This window comes from Pigmentiphaga sp. NML080357 (genome assembly GCF_002188465.1).
Taxonomy (GTDB): domain Bacteria; phylum Pseudomonadota; class Gammaproteobacteria; order Burkholderiales; family Burkholderiaceae_B; genus Pigmentiphaga.
Map to the genome: position 1 here is coordinate 185,888 of NZ_NINW01000037.1, position 25,896 is coordinate 211,783.

15 protein-coding genes and 1 pseudogene are annotated in these 25,896 nt (G+C 67.8%); 6 read left to right on the plus strand and 10 right to left on the minus strand.

All coding sequences use genetic code 11. The features are described 5' to 3' along the window. Positions 1–75 precede the first annotated feature (75 nt). Both CDO44_RS16045 and CDO44_RS16050 read left to right on the plus strand, forming a co-directional pair. Positions 76–864, plus strand: coding sequence for a helix-turn-helix domain-containing protein (locus CDO44_RS16045; RefSeq protein WP_087781263.1), 789 nt, complete (start codon positions 76–78; stop codon positions 862–864). 110 nt (positions 865–974) lie between these two features. Then, a complete protein-coding gene (locus CDO44_RS16050; protein WP_233146214.1) occupies positions 975–1,949 on the plus strand; it encodes a fumarylacetoacetate hydrolase family protein in 975 nt (324 codons plus the stop codon). Between the two features lie 68 nt (positions 1,950–2,017). Here CDO44_RS16050 and CDO44_RS16055 read toward each other — a convergent pair whose 3' ends face one another. From CDO44_RS16055 to CDO44_RS16075, 5 genes are all read right to left on the minus strand, one after another. Beyond that, on the minus strand, positions 2,018–2,839 hold the full coding sequence (locus tag CDO44_RS16055; protein ID WP_087781264.1) for an IclR family transcriptional regulator C-terminal domain-containing protein: 822 nt from the start codon (positions 2,837–2,839) through the stop codon (positions 2,018–2,020). Between the two features lie 65 nt (positions 2,840–2,904). Continuing rightward, on the minus strand, positions 2,905–3,669 hold the full coding sequence (locus tag CDO44_RS16060) for an enoyl-CoA hydratase/isomerase family protein (protein WP_087781265.1): 765 nt from the start codon (positions 3,667–3,669) through the stop codon (positions 2,905–2,907). Positions 3,670–3,722: 53 nt separating this feature from the next. Further along, on the minus strand, positions 3,723–4,700 hold the full coding sequence (locus tag CDO44_RS16065; protein WP_087781267.1) for a tripartite tricarboxylate transporter substrate binding protein: 978 nt from the start codon (positions 4,698–4,700) through the stop codon (positions 3,723–3,725). Between the two features lie 23 nt (positions 4,701–4,723). Next, the gene (locus tag CDO44_RS16070; protein WP_087781269.1) at positions 4,724–5,635 is read right to left on the minus strand and encodes an SMP-30/gluconolactonase/LRE family protein; all 912 of its coding nucleotides are present in this window, start codon (positions 5,633–5,635) and stop codon (positions 4,724–4,726) included. A 250-nt stretch (positions 5,636–5,885) separates the two neighbouring features. Continuing rightward, positions 5,886–6,599, minus strand: a complete 714-nt coding sequence (locus CDO44_RS16075; protein WP_087781270.1) for a class II aldolase/adducin family protein — start codon at positions 6,597–6,599, stop codon at positions 5,886–5,888. Between the two features lie 155 nt (positions 6,600–6,754). On the opposite strand from CDO44_RS16075, the gene CDO44_RS16080 reads away from it, so the two are divergent. Next, a complete protein-coding gene (locus CDO44_RS16080) occupies positions 6,755–7,729 on the plus strand; it encodes a tripartite tricarboxylate transporter substrate binding protein (protein WP_087781272.1) in 975 nt (324 codons plus the stop codon). A gap of 18 nt (positions 7,730–7,747) precedes the next feature. Here the strand turns inward: CDO44_RS16080 and CDO44_RS16085 are convergent, their stop codons facing one another. Then, on the minus strand, positions 7,748–8,674 hold the full coding sequence (locus CDO44_RS16085; RefSeq protein ID WP_158213307.1) for a LysR family transcriptional regulator: 927 nt from the start codon (positions 8,672–8,674) through the stop codon (positions 7,748–7,750). 183 nt (positions 8,675–8,857) lie between these two features. Between CDO44_RS16085 and CDO44_RS16090 the strand changes: the two genes are divergently transcribed. Then, positions 8,858–9,652, plus strand: coding sequence for an SDR family NAD(P)-dependent oxidoreductase (locus tag CDO44_RS16090; protein ID WP_087781276.1), 795 nt, complete (start codon positions 8,858–8,860; stop codon positions 9,650–9,652). 42 nt (positions 9,653–9,694) lie between these two features. On the opposite strand, the gene CDO44_RS16095 is transcribed toward CDO44_RS16090, so the two are convergent. After that, positions 9,695–10,597: a LysR family transcriptional regulator gene (locus CDO44_RS16095; protein WP_087781455.1), complete on the minus strand. Its 903-nt coding sequence runs from the start codon at positions 10,595–10,597 to the stop codon at positions 9,695–9,697. A 116-nt stretch (positions 10,598–10,713) separates the two neighbouring features. Here CDO44_RS16095 and CDO44_RS16100 point away from each other — a divergent pair, with 116 nt between their 5' ends. Beyond that, the gene (locus CDO44_RS16100) at positions 10,714–11,580 is read left to right on the plus strand and encodes a pirin family protein (protein ID WP_087781278.1); all 867 of its coding nucleotides are present in this window, start codon (positions 10,714–10,716) and stop codon (positions 11,578–11,580) included. A gap of 157 nt (positions 11,581–11,737) precedes the next feature. After that, positions 11,738–12,198: pseudogene (locus tag CDO44_RS16105) on the plus strand (isochorismatase family protein). A 33-nt stretch (positions 12,199–12,231) separates the two neighbouring features. On the opposite strand, the gene CDO44_RS16110 reads toward CDO44_RS16105, so the two are convergent. The 3 genes from CDO44_RS16110 to CDO44_RS16120 form a co-directional block, all read right to left on the minus strand. Further along, positions 12,232–13,881: a tannase/feruloyl esterase family alpha/beta hydrolase gene (locus tag CDO44_RS16110; RefSeq protein WP_087781280.1), complete on the minus strand. Its 1,650-nt coding sequence runs from the start codon at positions 13,879–13,881 to the stop codon at positions 12,232–12,234. 121 nt (positions 13,882–14,002) lie between these two features. Then, on the minus strand, positions 14,003–14,596 hold the full coding sequence (locus tag CDO44_RS16115; RefSeq protein WP_087781282.1) for an RNA polymerase sigma factor: 594 nt from the start codon (positions 14,594–14,596) through the stop codon (positions 14,003–14,005). A 5-nt stretch (positions 14,597–14,601) separates the two neighbouring features. Continuing rightward, positions 14,602–25,878, minus strand: a complete 11,277-nt coding sequence (locus tag CDO44_RS16120; RefSeq protein WP_087781284.1) for a filamentous hemagglutinin family protein — start codon at positions 25,876–25,878, stop codon at positions 14,602–14,604. Positions 25,879–25,896 lie beyond the last annotated feature (18 nt).

The following is a 25,896-nucleotide window of genomic DNA, read 5'->3' on the forward strand; positions in this document are numbered from 1 at the left end:
GGCCCGCGTCGCGCGAGAACCCGCTGCGCGGCGCTATCATCGGAACGCCATGCACACGAAGAAGGAACGGCAGGCATGTCCGAAACGAACGCCATCGGGCCGGTAGTCCGGGCGCTGAACATCCTGCGGGCGCTGAATCACCAGCCTCAGAGCTCGCTCCAGTCGCTGCACCAGTCCACCGGACTGCCCAAGTCCACCATCCACCGCCTGCTGGCGACGCTCAAGAGCGAAGGCTACGTGCGCGCGGACGTGGTCAAGGGCACATATACGCTGACCGAAAAAGTCCGTTGCCTGAGCGAAGGTTTTTCCGACCCTGAAATGGTGGTGGAGGTCGGCGCGCCCATCGTGCTCAAAAGCACGCGCGCCACGGGGCTGCCGCTGGCGCTCGGCACGCTGGACCGTGGCCACATCGTCGTGCGCTACAGCTCCATGCCCTACAGCCCCATCGGCTCCGAGCACACTACGGTCGGGCATGTCCACGATCTCGTGCATTCCGGCATGGGCCAGGCGTACCTGGCCTACTGCGGCCAGCCTGAACGAGACCGCCTGTTGCAATGGATGCAGGCTTCGATGCCCGAGCCGAGCCTGTGGCCGCCGGTCGAACGAGACATCCAGGATCAGCTGGCCACCACGCGCCGGCGCGGCTACGGCTTGCGCAAGGGCCAGGGCCGTGGATCGAGCACCACGCTGGCCGTGCCGCTGACCCACGGCGAGCACGTGCTGGGCGTCCTGTCGCTGACCACCTTCAGCGCGCTGCTCACCCCGGAACGCCTGCGCGAATGCCTGGGCCATCTGGAACGCACGCGCAAGGAAATCTGCGCCGCCGTGAGTACGCGGCTCGCCCCCGGCCCACGCGTTCCGTGACACGGAAAGACGTGGCGGCGCAGTTCCGCGCAACCCTCCCGGGAACATAAGCTGTCGTGCCACGAGGCGACCTGTGCAGTCGCCCCGTTTTTTCCGCACTGGAGCCTCGCTTGAAACTCGCCAGCTACGCCACCTTCGACAGCCCCGACGCCGCGCGTGTCGGATTCGTGGTCTCCGACTCCGAACTGATCGACGCCGAAACCGCATGCCGCCAATTCGCCCCCGGCTTCCCGGGCCCGCTCGACATGCATCGGTTGATCGAGGCCGGCCCGGATTTCTGGGACCGGCTCCGGGAGGTACATGTCGCGCTCGGGCAGGCCGGCCTGCCGCGCCTGCCCATGGATACGATCCGCTTTCTTCCCGCCGTGCCGCGCCCCTCGAAGCTGTGCTGCCTGGCCTTGAACAACAGCGCCAACAGCGACCGCATCGTCAAGGGGCCCCGGCACCCGGCGGTCTTCACCAAGCCCTGGTCCGCGCTGGTCGGCCATGGCGAGCCGATACGCCTGAAACCCCACTATGGCCGCGTGCATCCGGAACCTGAGCTGGCGGTGGTGATAGGCAAGCTGGCGCGCGACATCGACGCGACCGACGCCTATGACCACGTCTTCGGCTACACCATCCACAACGACCTGACCTCGCCCACCATGCGCGACGAGGACAGTTTCCACTATCGCGCCATCCATCCGGCGCTGGAAGGGGAAGGCATCCGCTACGTCGACAGCCACGTGTCCTACAGCGGCCGCTACAAGGGTTCGGACACGTTTTCCCCGCTGGGCCCCTGGATCGTCACCCGCGACGAGATCGCCGACCCGCACGCGCTGGACATCTCGTGCCACGTCCGGGAAGAACAGTACGCCAGCGACAACACGGCCAACCTCTTTCACAAACTGCCCGAGGTCCTCGCCTTCGTATCCAGCTACATGACGCTGGTGCCCGGCGACGTGGTCTCGATGGGCACGGCGCTGGCCTCGGGAGGCAAGCCTGGGCGCGCGGTCCAGAATGCGGATCTCAACAAGATCGGCGGCCCGGTCAGCGTGACCGTGGCGGGAATAGGCAGACTCAGCAATCCAGTGCAGGCAGGCTGACGGCCCCCGCTGCCGCCGCCGCGGCAGGCTGCGGCCGCCTGCGATCGCGCCGCGTGGCCGGCTGCGGCTCAGAACCTTGGATCGCTCATCACCGAGTGGATGAGCGACGGGCTGCGCTCCAGCGCGAGGCTGATCTGGCGCGCCGTGTCGCGCAGCCTCGGCAGGCGGGTCTTCACCAGCTCGTCCATGCCTACCCTGGCGATGTTGCTGGAGCAATTCACCGCGGCCACCGTACGGCCGCTCCCGTCCTTTACCGGGACCGCCACCGCGAGCACCCCGTACTCGAACTGGTCCTGAATCTGCGCGTAGCCCCGCTCCCGCGTCGCATCCAATGCCCGAGCGATCGCCTCGGCATCGGTGTAGGTCTTGGACGTATAGGCGGGGAAAGGCGCGGCTCGCAAGTACTCGCGCAGCAACGGCTCGCTCAGGCTGGCCAGCAGCACGTGTCCCAGCGAGGTGGCATAAGCCGGCGAGCGATATCCCACGCCGGCGCGAAAACCTTTGGTCTCCTTGCTGGGAGCATGGGCGACATACACCACGTCGTTCCCGTCCAGGACCGCCAGGGATGCCGAATCGTGGAACTCCTCGACGAGATCCTGCAGGAAAGGCTGCGCCACCTGCCTCAGGTTCATGGACATCAGGAATGCGGACCCCAGGGCCAGCACCTTGGGCCGCAGCAGGAACCGGCGGCCGTTCATCCCGACGAACCCGAGCTCCTTCAAGGTGAGCAGGCATCGGCGCGCCGTCGCCGGCGCCATGCCTGTAACCGCAGCCACCTCGCTCAGGTTCATTTCCGGGCGCTCGGCCGTGAACGCCTGGATCACTTCGAGGCCGCGCGCCAGCGCGGACACGAAATCGCCCGACTCCTTGATGGTTTTGCCTTCGCTCATGGGGATTGCTGTCGATCCGGATTACGGCACCGCGCGGATTTTACAGCGCTCCCCATGAACGCCGGCTAAGCTGCGGGCTCCTTCATCCGTGCCAGGCCTTCGAGCGCGAGGCCATAACCCAGGACATCATGCAGGCGCGCCTTGAGCTCCTGATTCAGGCACACGCGTGTGTAGCGGCGCACCAACCTGGGCTGCTTCAGGAGCATCGCGGCCAGTTCCCTCGCGCGAGGCATCAGGTCCTGCGCGGGCAGCACCTCGTTCACCAACCCCATCTCGAGCGCCTGCCTCGCATCGATCTCATGTCCGGTCAGCAGGAAGTAATGCCCGCGCGCCCGCCCCATCAGCAACGGCATGATCAGATGCATGCCGTCGCCCGGCACCATTCCTCCCTGGAAATGTGCCGTGTCCTGGATCGTGGCCGTATCGGACGCCAGCACGATGTCGCCCAGCAGCGGAATTTCCGCGTGCCGCACGGCGGGACCGTTGATGATGCTGATGACCGGCACTTCGATGTCGAGCAGATTGATGAGCAGACGCTTGCCTTCCCAATAGATCGGGTCGTAGATCGTAGGCGTCATCGAGTTGCGGTTGACGTGCCCGCCGGGCGCCACGGGCGGACCGCTGAAGGCGTCGCCGGTTCCGGTCATGATGACGACTTCGTTCTCGCGGTCGCGCCCCACATCCAGGAAAGCCTGCTCGAACTCGCGGTGCGACAGCAGATTCCACTGCAGTGGCCCGCCCTGGTGATGAAAGTGCATCTCCAGCACGCCGGCGTTGCGGACCATCCTGATGGTCTCGAATTTGTTTGCGTATTCGTCGAAATTGCTCACGGTCCATTCCTATATATGAGTGGGCGCCTGCGCCCGCGCTCTGCTCGCCGCCTTCATAACTTGATGCCGGCTTCCTGTATCGACCGCCGCCAGCGCTCGGTGTCTCTGCGCATCAGCTTGCCGAAATCGACGCGGCTGTCGCCGCCCGGTGTCAGCGCCTGGGGCATGAGCACCTCGTCCACGAAGTGTTTGTCGCTGAGGACGGCATGCACATCGGCGTGGATCTTGTCGAGGATCTCGGGCGGCGTGCCGGCCCGGCCCGCCAGCCCGAACCAGACATTGACGGAAAACCCCGGCACGCCGGCCTCGGCGACAGTGGGCAGGTCAGGACGCAACGGCACGCGCGCGTCCGTGGCGACTGCCAGGATCCTGACTACGCCGGCCTTCTCCTGCTGCTGGAATGCGCCCAGCGTGCCTATGTACAGGCTGACCTGGCCGCCGATCATGTCGGTGATGACTTGCGCGGTCCCTTTGTAGGGCACGTGCAGCATGCGCGTGCCGCTGAGTTGCAGGAACTCCTCCATCGCGACGTGCGGATAGGAGCCGGGGCCGAGCGATCCGTATGGCGTGCCCGGATGTGCCTTCAGATAGGCAACCAGCTCCTTCACGTTGCGCACGGGCAGCTTGCTCGACACGACGAGTATCGGAACCTGCCGCGCGACCACGGTGACGGGCGCGAAGTCCTTCAGCGGGTGGTACGCCATGTTCGCGTGCAACGACGGCAGGATGACGTATGGGGCACTGTCGGACAGCATGAGCGTATAGCCGTCGGGCGGCGCCTTGGCGACCGCCGCCGCGCCGATCATGCCCGATGCGCCGCCGCGGTTCTCGACGATCACGGGTTGGCCCCATTTGTCGCCCAACCGGGAGGCAATGCTGCGGGCGACGGTGTCGGTGGCCCCTCCAGGCGTGTAGGGCACGACGATGCGGACGGGCCGGTCGGGATAGGCGCCGGGTGCCCCGGCATGCGCGCCGCCGGCCCAGGCCAGCAGCGCGGCGCAGGACAGGCGGCGTACGATCGCGGTTCTCATGATGTCTCCCTCCTTCGGTCTCTCTAGCCCAGGAACTCGGGTTCCGGCAGCCCCTGCACGCCCGGCCTGACCGCCAGCACGTTGCCCGCGAGCGGTTGCTGCGCCAGCTCCTTGTCCTGCATGCGGCGCCGGGCGGTGGTGATGTACAGGATGTCGAGATCCGGTCCGCCGAAGCACAGGCTCGACACGCGGCGCACCGGCAGGTTGATGACCGTATCGATGCGCCCGCGCGGGTCGTAGCGCGTCACGCACCAGCCGTCCATGTTGGCGCTCCAGAAGCAGCCATCGGCATCCACGGTGGATCCGTCGCAGATGCCGCGCCCGAGGGGAACGTCGGCGAAATGGCGACGGTTGTAGATGGCGCCATCGACCGAGTCGTAGTCGAACACGTCGATCCTGCAGCTGAACGAATCGGTCATGTACATCAGCCGGTTGTCCGGGCTGAACGAGATCCCGTTGATGGCGGTGATGCCTTCCAGTATCAGCGTCGTCTTCAGATCGGGATCGAGCCTGAACAACCGGCCGCGCGGGGTATAGGCGGCGGCCTCGACGGTGCCCGACCAGAAGCGCCCGTAGCGATCGACCTTGCCATCGTTGAAGCGGTTGCCGGGTCGCTCGGCATCGGGTCGCGCGATATCGGCCAGCGTCCCGGTCTCGGGCGAGAAGAAATAGAAGCCTGACCGCATGCCCACCACGAGCCCGCCCTGGGCGCGCAAGCCGATGCTGCCGACCTCCTCGTGCATCTTCCAGCTTTGTTTCTGCCCGCTCGCCGGATCGAGCCGGTGGATGAACTGGCCGATGCCGTCCACCCACCAGAGCCGCTGGTGCCGGTGGTCCCAGACGATGGACTCGCCCAGGATGTCCTGCCCTGCGTCGACGACATCGATGACGGAACCGACCATATCGATCGGCTTCGTCGTGCTGCGTACCGTCATACCTCCTCCTTATTTCGCTAGACGAATTATTTTTCGCTTAACGAATAAATAGTGCACGCACGGGAAGGAGAAGTCAAGAGGGGATCGGTCGGGACGGGCGTGACCAGGCACGCCCGGTATCGGACGACCAGGCGGCAGAGATAGCAAGAAGAGGATGCGGCGCCTCTAGGAAGCGATCAAGCCTTGCGAGTGGCGATTTGCGCGGCGCCGCGGCGGCGCTCCGGCCGCTTGCCGGCCGGAGCGCGGAACGTCAATCGTCGATGTCCACTTCCGCGCACCAGAGGTCCCAGCAGCGCTTGAGCTGGCCGCGGTTGGCCTCGGTGGCGAGGTCGGATTCGGTCTCGGACAGGTAGCGCACATTCCCGGAGACACGCATCGCCCCCAGTTGCATGCCGGCGTTGACCTCCGCGTAGACGGCCCGATAGATCGCTTCTTCCAGGCTGGTCCCCACCATGGTGGCGCCATGACCCGCCATCAACACCGTGCTCGCCGGGCCCAGGGTCTCGGCAAGGTGACGGCCCAGCTCATGGTCGCGTATCAGCATGTCGGTTTCGCGTCCCGTGGCCTCGCGGATGTCGAACTTGGCGGCGCGGGTGAGAAAACCCGCCATGTGGAACATGGGCCTGATCTGAACATCGGTGGCGCCGATGGTGATCATTGCAGTCGAATGGCTGTGGACGACGGCGCGGACGTCGGGACGGGTACGGTAGATCTCGCCGTGAATGAAGCGCTCCAGGTAGAGCCGCCGGGTGTCGCCGCCGGTCGGATTCGATTCCGCATCCAGTTCGACGATATCGGCCTCCTTCACCAGATTGGGTGCGCGGTTGCACGAGATCAGGTAGTGGCCGGGGATCTCGGGATGCCGGCAGCTCACGTGCCCGAAGCCGTCGACCACGCCCTTCAGGTAGAGAATCCGGTTCGCCCGCGCCAGGTCCCGGCGCGCCTCTCGCACGATGTCGCTCATGATTGCTCCCGCTTTGTTCTGGATGGATGACCGGCTTATTGTGCACCCGAACCGCACGTCAATTTTCTTGACGTTCATCGTCAACGTCGGTGATGAAAATGCCAGTCCGCCTGTGAAATACTCGATTCAAGAAAAAGCAATCCTGGAGGACAACCATGCATTCCACATCCCGCGCGCGCCGCCTCGCCTGGCTGGGCGGCCTTTTCGCAATGTCGTTCGGCCTGGCCGCGATCGCAAGCGACGCCTGGCCCGCAAAGCCGATTACCTTCGTGGTTCCATCCTCGCCCGGCGGCGGCACCGATATCTACGCCAGGCTGCTGGCTGAAGGCGTGACCAAGGAGCTCAAGCAGACCATCGTGGTCGAAAACAAGCCCGGGGCGAGCGGCAATATCGGGGCCGCGGCGGTGGCGCGCGCCGCGCCGGACGGCTACACCTTCCTGGTTTCCGCCACCCCGGCCATCGCGGTCAATCCCTACCTGTACAAGAACCTGCCCTACGACGCCGAAAAGGACCTCCTGCCGGTGGCGCGCGGCGTGGATGCGCCGCTGGTCTACGTGGTGCCCCCCGGTTCCCGCCTCAAGACACTCGACGACCTGATCGCCGCCGGCAAACGCGATCCGGGCAAGCTCGCGTTCGGCTCGGCAGGCCATGGCTCGCCCACCTTCCTGGGCGTCAAGGTCATGGAAGAAAAGACCGGCGCGTCCTTCACCCACGTGCCCTACAAAGGCATGGCGCCCACCATGCAGGACTTCCTGGGCGGCCGCCTGGACTTCCTGCAATCGGACGTCGCCTCGGTACTGCCGCACATCAAGGCCGGCAAGGCCGTCCCCCTCGCCATCAGCAGCAAGTCGCCGCTGTTTCCCAAGCTGCCGGTCTGGACGGAACAGGGCTTGCCCGACGTGCCGCAGTCCTTCAGCGTGATGGCGCCCGCCGGCACGCCCGAGGCCATCGTCCAGAAGATGAGCCAGACGGTGGTCAAGGCCATGCAGGAGCCGTCGGTCAAGCAGCGCCTGATCGAACAAGGCTACATACCGGTCTCCGACACGCCCGCAAAGTTCGGCCAGCAATTGAAGGCCGAGCGCGCCATGTGGAAGGCCCTGATCGAGCGCAACCACATTACCGTCGAATAGGCTCCGGCCCGGCGCTCCTCAACCCTGCGCGACCCGCGCGAGCGCCTTTCTCAACCACGTGGCCCCGGCATCCTTCTTGTGCCGCGGGTGCCAATGCTGGTGGACGATGTAGCTGGGCGACTCGAACGGCAGGTCGATCGCCATCAAGGGCGCGAAGCGCATCAGCGCCCGGCTCAGGCGCGCGGGCACCACGGCCACCAGGTCGCTGTCGGCGAGCAGGTGCTCGATGCCCGCGAAGCTCGATTGCTGGAGCCTGATGTTGGGCCGTGCGCCCAGCTTCTCGGCGGCATAGTCTTCCCAGCGTTGCCGGTTGCGCCCCCGGCTCGCCACCGACAGATGGGGCAGCCGCAGGAACTCGGCCACCGGCATGCCCGCCTGCAACGCGGGATGGCCGGCGCGGCCGAGACAGACGTAGTACTCGCGATACAGCCGTTGCCGGATGACCGCATTGCCCATGGTCGGCACGTGGCCGAGCACCAGGTCCAGCGTCCCGGATTCGAGGTGCCAAGGCGTATCGGCCGTGATCTCGATCTGCTCCAGGCTGACGCCCGGGGCCTCGCTGGCCAGCAGCGCGCGCAGATGGGGCATCAGCACGTACACGCCGATCTCGCTCATCGCCACGCGGAAATGCCGTGTGGCCGATGCGGGATCGAACGCATCGCGCGCCAGCGTGCTCGCCTGGAGCAGTTGCTGCGCCTGCTTGAGCCCGGGATAGATCGATTCGGCCTTGATGGTGGGGATCATGCCGACCGCGCTGCGCACGAACAGGTCATCCTGGTAGATGTCGCGCAGCCGCGCCAGCGCCATGCTGACCGTCGAGGGATTCATCCCCAATCGCGCCGCCACGCGCGCGATGCCCGAGACCTCGAACAAGGCGACGAAGATACTGATCTGCCTGTAGTCGGGAAAGCCCCGGGCGTCCTCGTCCTTGCGTTTCCCGCGCATTTCCGTTCCGGACGCCATTCGATCGCCGCCTCGCGGCCCCATGTGGACTCCATTCGCGAACATTTCCAGCCGGCAGTCTACTCCCGGGCAGGCGCCTTTGCCGCACGCCCGGGCCTTGCCGGCATGCCGCTTGCTCCGTATCGTCGGATACCGATCCGCCATGCACATCGAAGGAGCTGCATCATGAGAATCGACCTTACCGGGAAGACCGCCCTCGTCACCGGCTCGACCGAGGGCATCGGATATGCCATCGCCCAAGGACTGGCACGCGCCGGGGCCGCGGTGGTGCTCAACGGACGCAAGGCGCCAAGCGTGGAGCAGGCCGTTTCCCGGCTGCGGCAAGAGGTCCCGTCGGCCGGCGTGCGCGGCGTGGCCGCCGACCTGGGGTCGGCGCAAGGCTGCGATACGGTCGTGGCTGCCGTGCCCGACGTGGACATCCTGGTCAACAATGTCGGCATCTTCGGCCCTCGGGACTTCTTCGAGACGCCCGATGCCGAGTGGCAGACATTCTTCGACGTGAACGTCATGTCCGGCGTGCGGCTCTCGCGCGCCTACGTGCCCGGCATGGCGCGCCGCCTGTGGGGCCGCGTGCTGTTCGTATCATCGGAATCGGCGCTCAACATCCCCGCCGACATGATCCACTACGGCTTCACCAAGACCGCGGTCCTGTCGATCTCGCGCGGACTGGCCAAGCGCATGGCCGGCACGGGCGTGACGGTCAACGCCATCCTGCCCGGTCCGACGCTGTCTGAGGGCTTGCAGGAAATGCTGGAGGAAGAGCGCCGGTCCAGCGGCAAGCCGCTGGACCAGGTGGCGCGCGAATTCGTCATGAAAAACCGCCCCAGCTCCATCATCCAGCGCGCTGCCACGGTAGAGGAAGTGGCCAACATGGCCGTCTACGCCGCCTCGCCTCAGGCCTCGGCGACGACCGGCGCCGCGCTGCGGGTGGATGGCGGCGTGGTCGATACCATCGCCTAGAGCCTGTGCATACCCGGCCGGGCGGAAAACGGCCGCCGCGGGTCAGTCCTCGCCCAGTTCCGCGAACCGCCGCGCCAGGTGATCCACCAGTGCCCGGACCGCGGGCAGCAGGCCGCGACGGGACGCGAATACCGCGTGAATGATCTCCCGGCGCGGCGCCCAACCCGGAATGACGTGAACCAGTTCACCGCTCATGACCTGGTCACGCACCATCATGGATGGCAGTTGCACGACGCCCACCCCGGCCACCGCGGCGGCGCGCAAGGCGGGCATGCCGCGGGTAATGAGCCGAGGGCGGTGGCGCACGGCGGCGTGCGCGCCGCCGGGGCCTACCAGGTTCCAGACGTATTCCTGCTGCGGTACGCCCAGCGCCATGCTGGGCAGTCCGGCCAGGTCGGCCGGCACTCGCGGGATGCCGTGCTTGAGCAGCTCGGGGCAGGCCACCAGGTATTGCCTGCGCTCGGACAGCACGCGCATGACAAGCCCGCTGTCCTCCAGCGGCGGCGGCCGCACGCGGATGGCGACGTCCACTCCCTCGCCGACCACATCCACGCGCCGGTTGGTTTCCTCCAGGTGGATCTCCACATGGGGATGCGCCACCATGAATTCGGCCACCATGTCGGCGACCAGGGTGTCCAGCAGAGCCACCGGGCAAGTCATGCGCACGATGCCGCGCGGCTCGGCATGCATGACCGCGATGGCCTCGTCGGCCGCTTCCGCCTCGACCAGCACGGCCTTGCAGTGGTTGTAGTAGGTCTGGCCGATTTCCGTGACAGCGAACCGGCGGGTCGAGCGCTGGATGAGCCGTACCCCCAGCCGGGTCTCCAACAGCGCCATACGGCGGCTGAGCTTGGACTTGGGAATGCCCAGGGCACGCCCGGCCGGGGCGAAGCCGCCGTGGTCCACCACCTGGACGTAGTAATAGAGGTCGTTGAGGTCTTGCACGTCATCGTTCCCCAAATAGAACGCTGCATCTGAATTTTGCCACCTACCGCCGCTTTCGTCCCGTAGATATGCTTTATCCATCGGGCCTGAAACGCCCTGGCCATTCGGAGATCGTCATGAAAAAGATTCTCGGCATCTACAGCGCCCCCCGGCCCCACTGGGTGGGAGACGGTTTTCCCGTGCGCTCGCTGTTCGGCTATGACGGCCTGGGCCGCCACCTGAGCCCGTTCCTGCTGCTGGACCATGCTGCGCCGACGTCCTTCCCGCCCGCGGCGCAGCCCCGGGGCGTAGGCCGTCATCCTCACCGCGGCTTCGAAACGGTCACCATCGTCTACCAGGGCGAGGTGGAACATCGGGACTCCACCGGCGCCGGCGGCCTGATCGGCCCTGGAGACGTGCAGTGGATGACTGCCGCGGGCGGCATCCTGCACGAGGAATTCCATTCCCGCGCCTTCACCGAACGCGGCGGCACCATCGAGATGGTGCAGTTGTGGGTCAACCTGCCTGCGCGGGACAAGATGGGCGAACCGGGCTACCAGACCCTGCTCGATGCCGACATACCTTCCGTCGCGCTGCCGGGCGGAGCCGGCCGGGTACGTGTCATCGCCGGGGAATTCGAAGGCGCCAGGGGACCGGCGCGCACGCACACGCCCATCGACCTGCGGGATATCCGTATCGCGCAGGGCGGCATCGCCCGTTTCGATGCCACGGCGGGCCACACCCTGGCGCTGGTGGTACTGCACGGGACCGTGCTGGTGAACGGCGACGCGGTGGCGCGCGAAGGCCAACTGGTGCATTTCGAGCGCGCCGGCACCGGTGTCACGATCGAGGCCAACAATGACGCAACCGTGCTGTGGCTCGCCGGCGAGCCCATCGACGAGCCCGTGGTGGGTTACGGCCCCTTCGTGATGAATACGAAGGCCGAGATCCAGCAGGCCATCGAGGACTACAACGCCGGCCGCTTCGAGCGGTCGGCCGCCTGAAAACAACCGGGCCTCGCCCGACGGGGTCCGCCGCCCACCTGCGGATCCCGATGACCGCCGAATTCTGTCTCCCGTCCAATCCGGACATCATCCGAACAGGAGTCCAACCATGAGCCAACCCTACATCCGCCTCGACAAGGACAACGCCGCCGTACTGATGGTGGACCATCAGAGGACGGGCCCAACGGTCCCCTGGTGCCGGAGCTCAAAAAGCAGTTTCCGGATGCGCCGTATATCGCGCGCCCCGGCAACATCAACGCCTGGGACAACGAGGACTTCGTGAAGGCGGTCAAGGCAACCGGCAGGAAGCAGCTCATCATCGCCGGCGTCGTCACCGAAGTATGTGTAGCCTTCCCCGCGCTGTCGGCCATCGAAGAAGGCTTCGAGGTGTTCGTGATCACCGACGCGTCGGGCACCTTCAATGCCCTTGCCCGCGACGCGGCATGGGACCGCATGTCGCGCGCCGGGGCGCAACTGATGACCTGGTTCGGCGCCGCATGCGAACTACACCGCGATTGGCGCAATGACGTGGAAGGACTCGCCAACCTGTTCTCCAACCACATTCCCGACTACCGCAACCTGATCCATAGCCACAATGCGGTGAAGGCGTCGAAGTAAGGGGCTGTCGCCGGCACACCGTGCCGGCCTCCTTCACTCCGTCACGCACTCGAAACTGGCCGCGTCATTGACGGGGCCAGCGCCCTTGTACCTCGGCCATCCCGGGAACAGGCACATCGGCCTGGTGCGCGACGCGCCCGGGTTGGCGTCGATGGCCGTCAACACGCCTGGCGCGGTTCCCTGCTCCACCCAGCCGGTCAGCGCCCCCAGGGCATCGTAGGTCGCGTTGAACGGCCCGAAGCCGTGGCCCAGGCCGGGAACGATGTAGAACCGTGCGAATCCGTCCACGGCGGCCTGGCCCTTCTGCGCCACCAGCTTGCGGTAGTAGACGACGGAATTGTGCGGGGTGATGAAATCGTCGGCGGTACCGTGGATCATGATCAGCTTGCCGCCCTTCTTCATGAACGGCCCGAGATCCACGTCGGACACGTCCATGATGCCGCCCACTTCCTTGATCCGCGTGGCGTATGCCTTGGGATCGAGCGTCATCGGGTCGAAGTTGACGTCGCGGGTGATGATGTACTTCGTGGTGGCGGCGCCGACCGAATAGAGCAGCGCCTCCTTGCCCGACAGCGGATTGGAAGGCTGGGGCACGCTGCCGTAGGAAGACACGTTGAACAGCGCGCCCTCCAGGATGGGCCAGCGCTCGAATCGCGTCATGCCGGCGATCTCGACGCCCGGCTCGTAGGGCGAAGCAATGGTTTCCACGCCGCTGATCTGCGCGTCGGACAGGCAGGTATCGCCCGTGTCCCCGCCCCCGGGGCACCGGAGCGTACGGCGGACGCCGGCAATGCCGAAGGCCGCATCGCAGCCGGCCACGTCGCTGATGATGCCGTCTTTCGTGCCGTCCAGCGGATCGCATGCCGCATAGACCGCGTCGGTCAGCAGCTTGACCTTGGCGGCGTTCATCCAGTTGGCGCCGCCGTTGCCGTACATGGCGCGGCCCGCGTTCAGCGATCCCAGGTGCAGCATGGTCACGTTGTACGCAGGATAGTTCGACACGACGCCGTCGTAGTCCTCGGGATAGCGGGCCGCCGCGTCGAGCGCCTCGTGGCCGCCCTGCGAGGCCCCGATGAAATAGAAGCGCTCGGGCGCCACGCCATAGCGCGCCTTGATCAGCGCCATCGCGACGTCGTGCGTCTTCTTGATGGACAACTGGCCGAAGTTCATCAATGCTTCGGCATTCAACGCGAACGACGCGTCGAACCCCGCACTGGACTTGTGCCCCCCGTCGCTGCCGAGCGTCACGTAACCCTGCGCCAGGGGAGCCTGGGATTCGGCCGGCTGCAGGGGATATTTGCCCAGTCCGGTGACCAGCGTACCGTTGAAGGCGCCGCCGCCCAGCTGCAGCGCCCGCTTGTTCCAGTTGGTGGGCAGGTTGACCTGGAACTCCAGGTTGGGCGCGGCAGGATCCACGGGCATGACGATGCCCCGCACCGCGCAATACTCGCCGTTGGCGTTGCCTTGCGCGTCCGCCTTGACCAAAACGGCCGACTGCACGACCGCGCCCGAAGAAGGTTTGCCGATTTCGGCCTTGGAGATCATCCTGCCGTTCAGGTCGCTGCAGGACTGCTCGGCGGACGGCCCGGGAGGCGGCGGGTTCGGGGCCGGGTCGTCGCTGCCGCCGCAGGCGGCCAACGCAGCGAGCAGGAATGCCGGAAACGGGGCGCGACGAATCTCCATGATGTCTCCTCCGGGTGCGGGATTCTTGTCGTTCTCGCGCGCGTCGGCCGACACACGGCCATCGCGCGTGCATGGCGCCAACCATGCCCCAAATCGTTCACAAAGTAAACTAAAAAAAGCCCTACCAATAAGAAACGGATTGCTCGCGGCGCCCCGCCGGTGCCTCGGGCGCCGCCTCCATTTCGGTTGCGCATCGGCGTATTGCCTGGCGCAAGGCGGTGTCGACGTTGCGCAGCGACAACCCATGGCGCGCCGCCACTTCCCTGCGCGGCGACTCGTCGACGCACAGCGCGAACAGGATCGTCTGGTGCCGCCCCGGCAGGCGCCGGTAGGCCCGGTCCAAGGCCCGGACCGATGCGCGCGCGGCGGCGATGCGCTCGGGTCCCGGCGCATCATCCTGGATACCGTCGAGCGCATCGGCGTCCTCCCGTGACCGGAGCGTCCGGCTGGCGCGCACCAGGTCGACGGCGGCATTGCACGCGACACGGAACACGTAACCTTCGGGGTTCTCCGGCTCTCGTACCAGCACGGCCCCGCCCAGCCGCAGCCAGGCCTCGTGCAGGCTCTCGCTGGCCAGGTCCGGGCAACCGAGCTGCCGGGTAAGGCGTTTGTGCAAGCCGGCATAGTTCCCGGCAAGGACATCCTGCAAGCGGCCGTGGCGGCCAGCCACGGCCGCCTTCAAGGCCGAAGCCTCCGAGCGGTCCGGAAAGCTCATGTCGCCTACCTTTCCTGCATCAGCTGGTGCCGCTCGGCGGGCGTGAGACGGGCAAGCTGGCCGGCGTCGAAGTGCCGGCCAGCCCCGACGATCTGGATGTAGCTGGCCGGATCGCTGCCTCGCGCGCTGGTGGCGGGCTCATCGCCCATGGCTCCTTCCTGCCTGTCCGTGGCCGGAGCCGGTTCGCTGCCGAAGCCGAGTACCCTGACGGTGAACACGGAGGGCAGGCTGTTGCGGGCGGCCTTGCGCTCCTGCTGCAACACCTCCTGCGCGGCGGCCGCGGCCTGCGACGCCGCGGCGCTGGCGGCAGTCAGCGCGCCCACGTTGACCGCCGCCACGGCGGGCAATCCGGTGACCTTGCCCTTTACCTGGATGTTCTCGGCATTGAGCACGTAGAGCGCGGCCACGTTCAGATTGCCCGCCACCCGTATGCCCGCGTCCCCGGCATTGACCGTTCCCACCGGAGCGACCAGGTCCACGTCGCCATCGCCCACGGTCCCGATGCCGCTGCCGCTCATGTCGGAGCGCTCGCGCATTTCCGTGTTGCCGTCCTCGTCGGTCACGATGTCCGCCGACGAAGGCACCCTCACGGTCTTCGCGCCCCGCCCGGCGTCGATGTCGCCCAGGGTGGACCAGACGATCTGGTCGCTGCCCTCGCGCGTGGCGGCGGGGACGAACGACAGGAGGCGCGAGCGGTTGACGGTCACATCGTCGCGGGCAAACACGTTGATGTGCCCCGAAGCCAACGTCACCAATCCATGACCCGGCGGAACAGTGGCGCCGAGCGCGGCGAGCTGCAAACCGCCTCCCGGCGTCAGCACGCTGATGTCGCCGCCGGCCATGGTGCGCAGCATCAGGTTGTTGGCGGCGATGTCTCCGCGCCAGCCGTCGCCGGGGAACAACGCCTCGATGGCCGCGTAGCCGCGGTTGTAGCCGCCGTTGCGCGGCAAGCCGTTCTCGCCGGGAAAATTCTGGTCGCGGCCGGCGTCGCGCAGCTCCAGGAGCAGCACCTGCCGCAGGAACTGTTGCCGGACCAGGGCCGGCAATTCCTGAAAACGCTCCCAGGCCGCGAGCGGAGCCAGCTCCTCGCCCGTCATCGCCTTCACGTAGGAAACCAGGCCCCGCCGGGTGGTCTTGCTCGTGCCGTCTTCGCGCGCCTCGGTGCCATCCGTCAGGTACAGCGGCAGTACCGTGCCGTCGGCCGCCGTCTGCGTCAGGTAGGACGGCATGCCGGCGACCTGGCCGGGGTTCAGGTAGGCATCGGCGAAGGCGTCGTAGGCCACATCCCCGTTGATGCCCGCCAGCGCGCTGATGCTCGCGCCTTGCGCGGGCAGGCCGCGTATGACCGCGTTGTTCAAGGGCCGGTTGTTGTCGTCGTAGCGGCCGACATTGCCGAGCGTCATAGCGCGCAGCTTGTTGGCATAGATGTCGCGGCCGGCCGACAGCACGAGCGCGCCCGGGCCCTGGACCTCGATGTGGTTGAAGTATTCCGATAGCGGCGTCCCCACTTCCAGGATGTCGTTGCCGGCTTCCAGCAAGGTCACGTCCGACGGACGCAGGTTGCGCGCCAGCACGTGCAAGCCGCGGATGTCGCGGCCGGCGCGCACCCAGGTCTGCTCGCTGGCGATCAGGTTCAACCCGTCGATCGAGCCGCCGGCATAGATGCGGCTGGGGGCGTGGTCGTTCGCCAGGGGCAAGACTTCGGGGTTGGCCACGCTGTTGAAATAGGCGCTGCCCAATGGCAAGGAGGCAGTGCCGATCTCGTTGCGCAGCAGCGTCGCCATCCCGGTGATCAGATGCTCTTCGAACCCCACCGGCATCGCCGGAGAAGGAATCATTTCCGGCGTGGCGTAGGCCATGTACAGGCCCGGCTCGGCCAGCTGCAGGCGGTAGCCGTCGCGCGCATAGCGCAATGCGTCCGGCCTGCCGAAGCGCAGATCGGCCTGCGCCGCCAGCGTCACGTCGTTGTCGGTCGAGGGCATGACGTACAGCGGTCCCTGGATTTCCACACCGCCGTTCATGGCGACGATCTTCAATTGCGCGGGGTAGAGATTGCCGCCATACCCGATGAGATTGTCCTGATCCGTGGTATGGCTTTCCAGCGTGACGTCGCGGAATGCGTAGTCGGCCTGGTTGACCAGCGAAATGCTGCCGCCCACCGAAACGAGATCCAGCGCGGTCGCGCCGGTGTAGCCGCTCATGTAGGCGCCACGGACGATCTGCGGCAGGTCGCCGCTGCCGTCGCTACCGTAGCGCACCATCAAAGGGTCGACGACGGACTGGACCTGCAGGTTGCCCTGGGTGCGCACGCTCAAGGTCGCGTCGCCTACGGCGAGGATGGGCGAAAGCGGGAACACGTAGTCCCGGCCCCCGTCCCAGTCGGCAATGGTGACGGTGACCTCGTGCCCTGTGCCGGTTTCGCCCGCGCGGATGCGGCCGACGCCACGCGCCACGTAGTATTGCCCGCCGAGGATCGCGCCGCCCGCCTCGACCGTCAGCGCGCCGCCGTTGCGCGTCTCCATGACTCGCGCTTCGGTGGCGCTGCGGCCGCCGCGCATGCGCATGTTGGTCGGCAGCGCCACCACCAGGTTGGAGAGATCGCCGCCTGCATGGACCGACACGTTTCCGCCGCCAAGCGCGCCCACGCCCTGCTGGAACATGCCATAGTCGATCCACCAGCTCGACTGCTCGGCCGGCCGCCGGATGGGTCCGTAGCTGCCGTCGGGCAGTTCGCCGTACTCGCCGCCGAGATAGTCGCCGAAATAGTGGTCCGCGTTGACGGCGCCCTGCCGGTTCAGCCATTGGACGAAACGCTGGCCGGATGGCTGGGCGGAGATTGCGCCCTGGGCGACGATATCGAGGTGTCCGCCTTCTACCCCATAGACCGCATCGGCCCGCGCCGTCGTGAAATCGTCCCAGGTCGTCGGGTCGCGCCGCCCGGCGGTGTAGATCACGGACTCCTCGTGGGCAAGCCTGACGTCGCGGCCGGCGCGCACCGACAGATCGCCCGTGCCGGTGCGAACCAGTTTTCCGGCGCCATTGTCTTCCTCGCCGGGATCGGTGTCGGCCCTGCCGACGATGATGGAACCCTGGTTCTCGGCGATGGCGGCATGAGGACGCAGCGCCAGTCGGTCGGCGGCGGACAGGTCCGCGCCCGCGGCCAGGTTGAGGTTCCAGCCTTGAGTGTCTTGCAGCGCGCCGGTGCGGTCCGCACGGTCGAACCCATCGCTCAGATGGCCGCCGATGATCAGGTTTCCGGCCGCGCGCAAGGTCAGGCTGCCGCCACGGGAAGCGGCAAGGTCCTCGAACAGGTTCCAGTCCGCCGCCAGGGCGAGATCGCCGTCGGCGACGATTTCTATGCCGGCGGCGACGCTCCAGCCCGGTGCCGTGCCCAGGCGCCCGGCGATGGCATCCCGGCGTGCCGCGAACGCGTTGGCCTCGTCGACCGCGGCCTGCCTGACCGCATCGACGGAATCGCTTTCGTACGTCCGAGTCCCCTCGACCACGGCCGACCTCGCGCCGGCGATGCGCGTCGCGAGCCGGTCCATGGCCAGGTCGAGGTTATTCTCCGTACGCTGCGCGCGGACGAGGATCCTGCCGCCTTCTCCACCACTCACGTCGATCGATCCGCCCGCCAGGTCGAGCCTGCCGCCGGCCGCGTCCAGCGTGACGCGGCCGCTGCCGATGGCGGCCGTGGCGCCGGCCAGCAACTCCGCTCCGTCGCTCATGGAGACGCCGCCACCGCCGACGATGCGGATGGAACCGCCGTAGGCCGCGCGCGCGTCGATCCTGCCGGCAATGTTCACATGTCCGCGATCGGCGGCCACGAGCAGCCGTTCCACGGTCGTGCCGCCATCCACCGTCACGTCGCCGGTGCGTATGCGGAACTCGCGCGCGTACAGGAAGCCCGCGTCATTCAGGCGGGCGTTGAAGCCGGCGAAATCCGGCAGGGCGTCGATGTCCAGGCTCAATGATCCGGGCAGGCCGCCTTCGCCCGCATGCGCGCGGACGTCTCCCTCCAGCAGCACGCGGCCGCCGTTGCCCGCGGCCAGCGCCAGCGTGCCGGCGCTGCCGCCCCCGGCCTGGGCGGACAGGTTCAGCCGGCTGCCCGCCTCGATCCGTACGCTCCCATCGACCGCGGTCAGTTCGACCCTGCCCGCGTCCCCGTACTCGGACAGGTCGTAGAACTGTCTGGCAAAGCCGCCCACGTCCACGATACTGCTCTGCTCGAGCGTGATGTCGCCGCCGACGGCCGTCACCGCGATGGTGCCGCCCAAGGCCGCGATCCGGCCGCCCACGCGTACGCTGCCGCCGGTCAATGCGAGACGCGCACCCAGGCTGTCGTGCGGCGCGGCTTCCTGGCCGGGCCCGTTGGCATCTCCGCTGGCCAGCACGTCGAGCACCCCGGTGGTCCGCAGCGCGAGACTGGCCGCACTGCCGCCGGTAAGGAGCGGCGTGCGCAGCGTCAGCGCAGCCGCGCCGGCGTCGAGCTCGCCCTGCCCTTGCCCGATGATGCGATCGGCGGCTTCCAGCGCCACCGTGCCGAAGCCCGAAATGCGCTTCTTGCCTTCGTCGAGGACGATCGTGTCGGCGGCCAGGATCAGACTCCCGGCGCCGCCCCCGGCGGGACCGTGCTCCTGGCCGCTGTTGAGCAAGATGACGGTGGCGCCCCGCACCGTCACATCCTGGTCGCCGTAGCCGGCCCATTCTCCTCCATCGAATATCACCGCGCGCAGGCCCGCTGCCTGCAGGTCGGCGGATTGGTGGAAATCGAAGCTCGAATAGCTGCGTAGCGTGAGCGACTCGGTCCGGGACAACTGCGCCAGCGCCGCCGCATCCAGCAGCAGCCCCTCGCCATCGCCACCGAAGCCTATGCGCCCCGACGCCACAGAAAGGTCGCGCCCGCCCAGCACCGCCGAACTGGCCATGTCGGTCGTGCGCGTCGCGTCGATCAGGAGCGCGCCGGAACCCTCTACCCGCGCCCGTTCGCCGATGCGCACCTGGCCGCCGCGCGTGGTATCGACGCTGTGCCTCACGACACGCGCGGCATCGCCGGCCGCGACGCGCAGCAGCGTGCCCCAATCCCGCTCCGGCACGATGAGCGTATCGTCCGCGGGATCGTCGGGCGTGCCGCTGTCGTTGTACTCGGCCGCCTGCTGCGGCGCCACGATCAGGTCGCTCGCGGCGGCCGGGGTGCCGCTGGCCTCCACCACGCTGCCGGCGTCGATACTGAGCAGCTCGCTGGCCGCCAGGATGATCTCCGGCCCCGCCAGCACCGAGCCGGCGTCGTTGCGAACGACGATATTGCTGGCCGTCACGTCGAGCGCAAGGCCAAGGGGGTCGCCGCGGCGGGTGCCGCCGATCAGCACGCTGCCGGCGCCAAAGCCGCTCAAATCCTGCGCATCGATCAGCAGGAAGCCCGCGTCGATGAGATCCGCGGGGTCCTGGCCGGCGCCCACGATGGCGATTTTCTCGCCCGTGATATCGAGCAACCCGCCTCGCCCCTGCTCGCCGGGCTGCGAATGCAACCGGCCATCGAGCGTCAGCGAGCGTCCCGCGCTGAACACCGCGGCGCCGCCGTCGCGCGGCAGGCGGGGCGTCACGATATTCTGGCCGGTCAGGCGGTACTGGGTGAGTTTGAAGGCGTCCGACGAAAAGAAGTCGTTGGCCATCGCCTCGTTGTATTCGGTATAGCGCCGTACGATGTCGCCCGACAGCACCCGCCATGCCGAAGCCTGGGCATCCTGCGTCTCGCCGTAGCCATTGCCGCGGCGTCCCTGCATGACCAGGCTTCCGTCGGCCGCTTGCGTCGCTCCCGCCGCGATGCCGGTCCAGGTCTTGTCGGTGGGCTGGACCGCAAAAGCGCCGGGCAGCAGCGCATAGCGTGCGGGCAGCAAGGCATACCAGCCCGCCGCGAGCCCGGGGCCGCCGGCCAGCCAGATCCGCTCGCCGGCCGCCGCGCCCGCCTCGGGCGAGGCGCCATCGTAGCCCGGCAGGATCGCGTACATGCCCGGCTGGGTCAGCACATCGTGCGAGCCGCCCGGGCCGGGAACGAACTCCCATGCATACAAATCTCCCCCGCCCGAAATGTCGACCAGCGCGCCGTCGGCCATGTCCACCTCGGGAGCCTTGAGCTCGACGCGCTTCTCCGGCGGGGCGTCCAGGAGGCCCTGGGTAGGATCGGTCTCGTCGATCACGATCTGGGCCGGGTCGCGCCAATGCTCGTTGTTGCGCAATACGCCATAGGGCACGACGACGCCCGTGCCCGACACGGAGGTGACGCTGCCTGTGCCCAGCACCAGTCTTTCCGCGGCGTCGAGAACGAGCTGGCCGTGGGGCGCGCGCAGCACGCCATGCTGCTCGATGACGGGGGCCTGCATCGTCAGGCGGCCGCCGGCGGAAAGCGGCGCCGAGGCGCCTCCCATCCGTTCAATGCGCAGCAGGTCGCCTGCGCGGACCGTCGCCGACGTCGCCGTCCCGGGATAGATCTGCGCGGACCGGATGACGAGACTTCCATCCACGGCGAAATCGACGGATTCGCCTGGCAGGCGTCCGAGCCGTACCTCATCCGCCTCGATCAGGGTCTGATCGAATCCGCCGATGCGGCTTCCCCAGCCGGTTATTGTCGTCTCGCCCCGGACATCGACCAGTTGCGCATCCAGCGTGAGCCGGCCTGCCAGCCCCCCCGCACCGGCTCGTGCCGGCTCGGCCGAGGCGGCGGTTCCGCCCAGGGAGATCACGGGCGCGCTCAGCCGGGATGCCGCCTCGCGGTACTGGGCGATCTCGCCGGTAATGGAAATGGATCGGCCCAGCGTCAACGAGACGCCATCCAGTCGGATCGGCGCCTGCTCCACGGTCGACAGGGCAAGATCTGCAAAACCGCCACCCGAGATCGTCGAAGGCCTGACGATCATGGCGAGGTCCTGACCCGGCGACTGGAACGCCTCGCGCAGCGCGTCGGTATAAATGAAATAGTCCCGGAACAGGTCCAGCGCTTCCGGAGTCAGGCCGAAGTCCGCGGGGTCCAGCGGGGGCTTGACGGCGATATTCCCCGGCACGGTGTCCGAAACGATGAAGTTCCGGCTTCCGGCAAGCAGGGTCTGCAGCTCGGGCGGCAAGACCATGGGCGTCTCGATGGCAATGCCCCAGAAGTCCAGGAAGTAGGGACGCCAGTCCACGCCCAGCGCCTCGCTCCAGTCATTGGAGCCGCAAATGCCGTCTCCCGCGATGCCGTAGCAATCGGGATCCATGACGCTCAGCATCGACTGGATCTGCTCCAGGGGCGAGCCGCCCGGATCGCCCGGCGGCGGGGCAAATTCGAACGAAACGCTGCCGCCCGCCGTCCCCGCGCCGCCGGCGTGCCCGCGCAGCGTGCCTTCGACGACGCCGCCGCCCGTCACGGCGATGCTTCCGCCGCGGCTGGCGATCGCCACGCCGTGCGTGTCGCCGAACCGATAACCGCCGATGCCAGGCGGACTGTCGATGATGCCGGCGGCACCCGACACGTCGATGAGGGCCCCACGCCGCATGTCGAGATTCTCGGAGGCCAGTTCGACGCGGCCGCCGGGCAGCACGGTGCCCACGCGCCAGCCCTGGCTGTTCCGATAGGTTGCATCGGCGCCGCGGGCCAGGAGCTGCGCGCCGTCATCCAGGACGATGCGAGCGGCGTTCAATCGGATGCTCCCTGCCGGCGCTTCCAGCGTGCCGCGTACGTCGATGGAGGCCCCGGACTGGAGATGTCCGAACTCGATCGCGCCGCCGAGGTCCGTCCGGATCGAAGCTCCCTGGCCGATCACGATCTCGCCGGCATCGATGGCGAGCCGGTTCGGCGACCTGGCCAGGCGCTGATCGGGACGCAACGTAGCCAGCCGCTCCGGCATGCCGGAGGCTCCTTTCGTCCAATCGGCAAGTCCGGCATTGCCGAGATCGACACTGACGACCTCTTGCGAAATTTTCGCGCCGTCCGGCACGGTAACGCGACGCCCCGAGCCGCGGATGGCCAATTCGCGGAATCCCTTGTCCGCATACAGCGAAGGCGGCAGCACGATCGTTCCATCGGGCGCATCGGTTCCGCCCATTTGCACGTCGGCGGCAACCCCCAGCAGCAGGCTCGCGCCGGCGCCGGGGGCATGGCCGATGAACGCGATCCCGCTCAAGCCCGTCGCGGCATCGACGCCTCCGAGCATCAGCTCGCCGCCATCGCCGCGCCCGATGGCCGGCTTGCCGTTCGCCGCGCGATAGATGCGGCCGCCACCCGACGCGTCGAGAACGGCGCCGGCCTCGGCGATCAGCCGGCCGTCTCCCGGATTGGTCTGCAGCATGGATATCGAGCCCGCATCGACGGCCCACGGCGCGCCCGCCCCGCCTCCTTGCCAGGCATTGGCCCACATGCCGGCCACGTCGAGGCGGCTGCCCGCGCCCAGCATCACGTCGCCGCCCTGGGTCTCCAGCCGGATGGCTCCGCCGGGCGCGCGTATTTGCCCATGCACCGCGATGTCGATGCCCGCGTTCTCGACGGCGTACAGGTTGAACTGCGTGCCCGGAAAGAGGTCCAGGGCCGCGGCATCCACGATCGTCGAATCGTCGGTGGCGAACAGATTGATGACGCCCAGGCCGGACCGGTTCAGCATGGCGTCGGAGAGGTACGTATGCTTTTCGAAGGAGGTTTTCCCGTCGCCGGCATCGGGGCGTTCGGCGACATACCAATCGGCCGGGATGGGCGCGTCGGCGCCGAAGTCCGCCGGCAACTGCAGGGGCGTGGGCGTGATGATCACGTGCCCCGGCGACCAGACCGTATCGGTGAACGCGCCGCCCCCCACCGTCAGGCTCCCGCCCGGCCGAGCGGGTTTGGCCTGGTCCCGGTCGGCCTGGGTTGCGCCAGCCCATATCTCGCCTTCCAGCACGATGGCGGCGCCCGCATTGATCTGGATGGCGCCGGCGCTGCGTCCCTCGAGATAGCCGGACTCGTGGTGGTCGGCCCCGAGCACGGCGCTCTTCCAGGTATTGGACACGCCCCAGCGGCCGTGCTGCTGTTCGTACTGCCCGGCTATGCCGACATAGATCATGTCGGGCGTCGCCTGCGCGATCGGATAGATGCGGCCGTCCGCGCCGACCAATTTGGTGGCGGTATTCATGCCGCCTCCGTAGCGCACCGACCCGCCGGCGATGTCCATCAGCGATCCGGGCCGCGCGACGACTTCGCCGCCATCGGTCACCAGCGAGATGGATCCGGCGCTGGTGGAGATCTCCGCCAGGTCCGTCTTGCCCACGCCCACCCAGCCCGTCATGTCGCCGAGCGGCGTACCGACCCAGGCCCCGGGCACATAGCCGCCCTTGCCGTCCGGCACCCATTGCACGCCCGACATGACCCCGTCGCCGAACTGCCCCGCCGCCCGCCGGTCGATGACGACCTTCTTGCCGCGCAGCCACGAATCGCGCAGCAGCGGGGAATCGCGCAGCTCATTGATGCGCAGCTCCGCCTCGATGAAATTGCGCGCCATCGGCACCTCGACCTCCTGCAGCCCCGCGACGCTCAGGAAAGCATTCCCGTCGAGATAGATGCGGCTGCCGTCCGGCGCGGTGCCGGGCAGGTCGTGCTCCTGGATGGTGAAGGCGCTGGCCGCCGACCGCACGTCGATGATCCCCGCGGGCACGCGTACCGTGGCCTCGGACTGGATGTCGACCAGCTTGCCGTACAGCCTCACGCTGCCGGGCGCGTAGCGTGTCGCCAGGGCCGAGGCCTCGATTTCGCTGGTATCGCCGGCGTCCGGCGTGACCGTCGTCACGCTGCCTGGCGCCAGCGTCAGCGTGCCCGAGGACCAGCTGCGCATCTGCCTCACGCTGTCGGCGAAGGCATGGGTGCCCTGCCCCCAGGCGCGCAGCACGATGGACCCGTTCCGGTTGTTCAAGGCCGTAGTGGCCGACAACACGCCATTCTGCGTGACGTTGAGCGACTGCATGGTGATGTTGCCGCGCTCCGCCTCGGCCATGCCGGCGTTGACGACTTCATAGCCGATCTGGGCGGCCCGCGCGTCCATGATGTCCATGACCTCGCGCATCGGCTCCACGCCGTTGCCGATTCCATACACGCCATCGCGCGCCTGGTAGTAGCTGAAATGCTTGGGCGCCGGCGCGGCGACCGCCACCTCCAGCCCCCGCACCTCGGGCGGACCGCTCGTGCCCGTTTCGTTTTCCGCCGTCTTCAGGAAGACGTTCTCGCCCGCCGCCATGATGATCTGGCCATCCGGAGCCGACAGCCGGCCGGCGTTGCGCACCTTGGGCGCGAACAGCATGAGCTTGCCGCCGGCATCCACGTCCAGTCGAGCGCCCGCCTGCACCTCCACGGCGCCCGGCGCGGCGCCGGGCGTGTACATCTCGCTGCCGAACAGCGGCAGGAAGGTTTCCCCGTAGTCGCCGAAAGTCGGAATCGCATAGTCCGTGCCGGCGAATCCGGGGAAATAGGATGGCTTGTTGATGCCCTTGTTGAACTGTTCGTCCGTCAGGCGCAGGCTGGCCGCCACCAATGTGCTCGCATTCACCTGGCTGCTCCCGGTGAACACGATGCCGTTGCGGTTAATGATGTACACCGCGCCATCGGCGTTGATGCGGCCCGCGATCTGGCTGGGCCGCCCGGACGGATCGTTGACCCGGTTCAGGGCGATCCAGTGGTTGCTTCCGTCCGTCGCGCTCGTGCCCGCGCGCTGGTCGAAGTTGACCGTGGTGTTGCGCCCCACATTGAAGGTCTCCCAATTCAGGATCGCCTTTTCCGCCGTCTGCTCGATGGTGACGGTGGTTTGACCTCCCTGGGCGCTCTGCACCGGCGCCTTGGCGTTCAGCCAGCCGGCAGTCAGCGACCCGGCGTCGACCTCCAGGCCGCCCTCGGCCAGGCCGTCCGGAATGAGCGACTGGCCCTGCGCGGCGGCCAGCCTGGCGGCGGCCTGCGCGGCCTGCTGGGCCGCGATCGATTGCGCTGCCTGGTTCAGGTGCCGGATGGAGCGCTGGACCTGCTCATTGGCGCGGGCCTGGTAGCGGGACGGGTCGGTCAGGGACGAAGCCGGCTGGCCATTGGGCAGGCGGCCGGTGGCGGTCGCGGTGCTTTGCAGCGCGCCTTTGGCGCTGAACCACGCGGGACTGAATGCATGCTGGGCCTGCGCGCCGCTTGCAATTGCGCCCGAGGCCGCAGCCAGCGCGATGGCGCGGGCCAGCGGCGCCAGGCGCAGGGTTCCGCCCGCGGTGATATCGGAAGCGCGGGAGGCCGCGGCGGCGCGTACGCATGTGATCATCTGTTCTCTCGCTCGAGT

What these genes read in the sequence shown, in the direction of transcription:
- CDO44_RS16045 (WP_087781263.1), top strand. Translation starts at nt 76, where the DNA reads ATGTCCGAAACGAACGCCATCGGGCCGGTAGTCCGGGCGCTGAACATC.
- CDO44_RS16055 (WP_087781264.1), bottom strand. Translation starts at nt 2,839, where the DNA reads ATGAGCGAAGGCAAAACCATCAAGGAGTCGGGCGATTTCGTGTCCGCG.
- CDO44_RS16065 (WP_087781267.1), bottom strand. Translation starts at nt 4,700, where the DNA reads ATGAGAACCGCGATCGTACGCCGCCTGTCCTGCGCCGCGCTGCTGGCC.
- CDO44_RS16070 (WP_087781269.1), bottom strand. Translation starts at nt 5,635, where the DNA reads ATGACGGTACGCAGCACGACGAAGCCGATCGATATGGTCGGTTCCGTC.
- CDO44_RS16075 (WP_087781270.1), bottom strand. Translation starts at nt 6,599, where the DNA reads ATGAGCGACATCGTGCGAGAGGCGCGCCGGGACCTGGCGCGGGCGAAC.
- CDO44_RS16080 (WP_087781272.1), top strand. Translation starts at nt 6,755, where the DNA reads ATGCATTCCACATCCCGCGCGCGCCGCCTCGCCTGGCTGGGCGGCCTT.
- CDO44_RS16085 (WP_158213307.1), bottom strand. Translation starts at nt 8,674, where the DNA reads ATGCGCGGGAAACGCAAGGACGAGGACGCCCGGGGCTTTCCCGACTAC.
- CDO44_RS16090 (WP_087781276.1), top strand. Translation starts at nt 8,858, where the DNA reads ATGAGAATCGACCTTACCGGGAAGACCGCCCTCGTCACCGGCTCGACC.
- CDO44_RS16100 (WP_087781278.1), top strand. Translation starts at nt 10,714, where the DNA reads ATGAAAAAGATTCTCGGCATCTACAGCGCCCCCCGGCCCCACTGGGTG.
- CDO44_RS16110 (WP_087781280.1), bottom strand. Translation starts at nt 13,881, where the DNA reads ATGGAGATTCGTCGCGCCCCGTTTCCGGCATTCCTGCTCGCTGCGTTG.
- CDO44_RS16115 (WP_087781282.1), bottom strand. Translation starts at nt 14,596, where the DNA reads ATGAGCTTTCCGGACCGCTCGGAGGCTTCGGCCTTGAAGGCGGCCGTG.
- CDO44_RS16120 (WP_087781284.1), bottom strand. Translation starts at nt 25,878, where the DNA reads ATGATCACATGCGTACGCGCCGCCGCGGCCTCCCGCGCTTCCGATATC.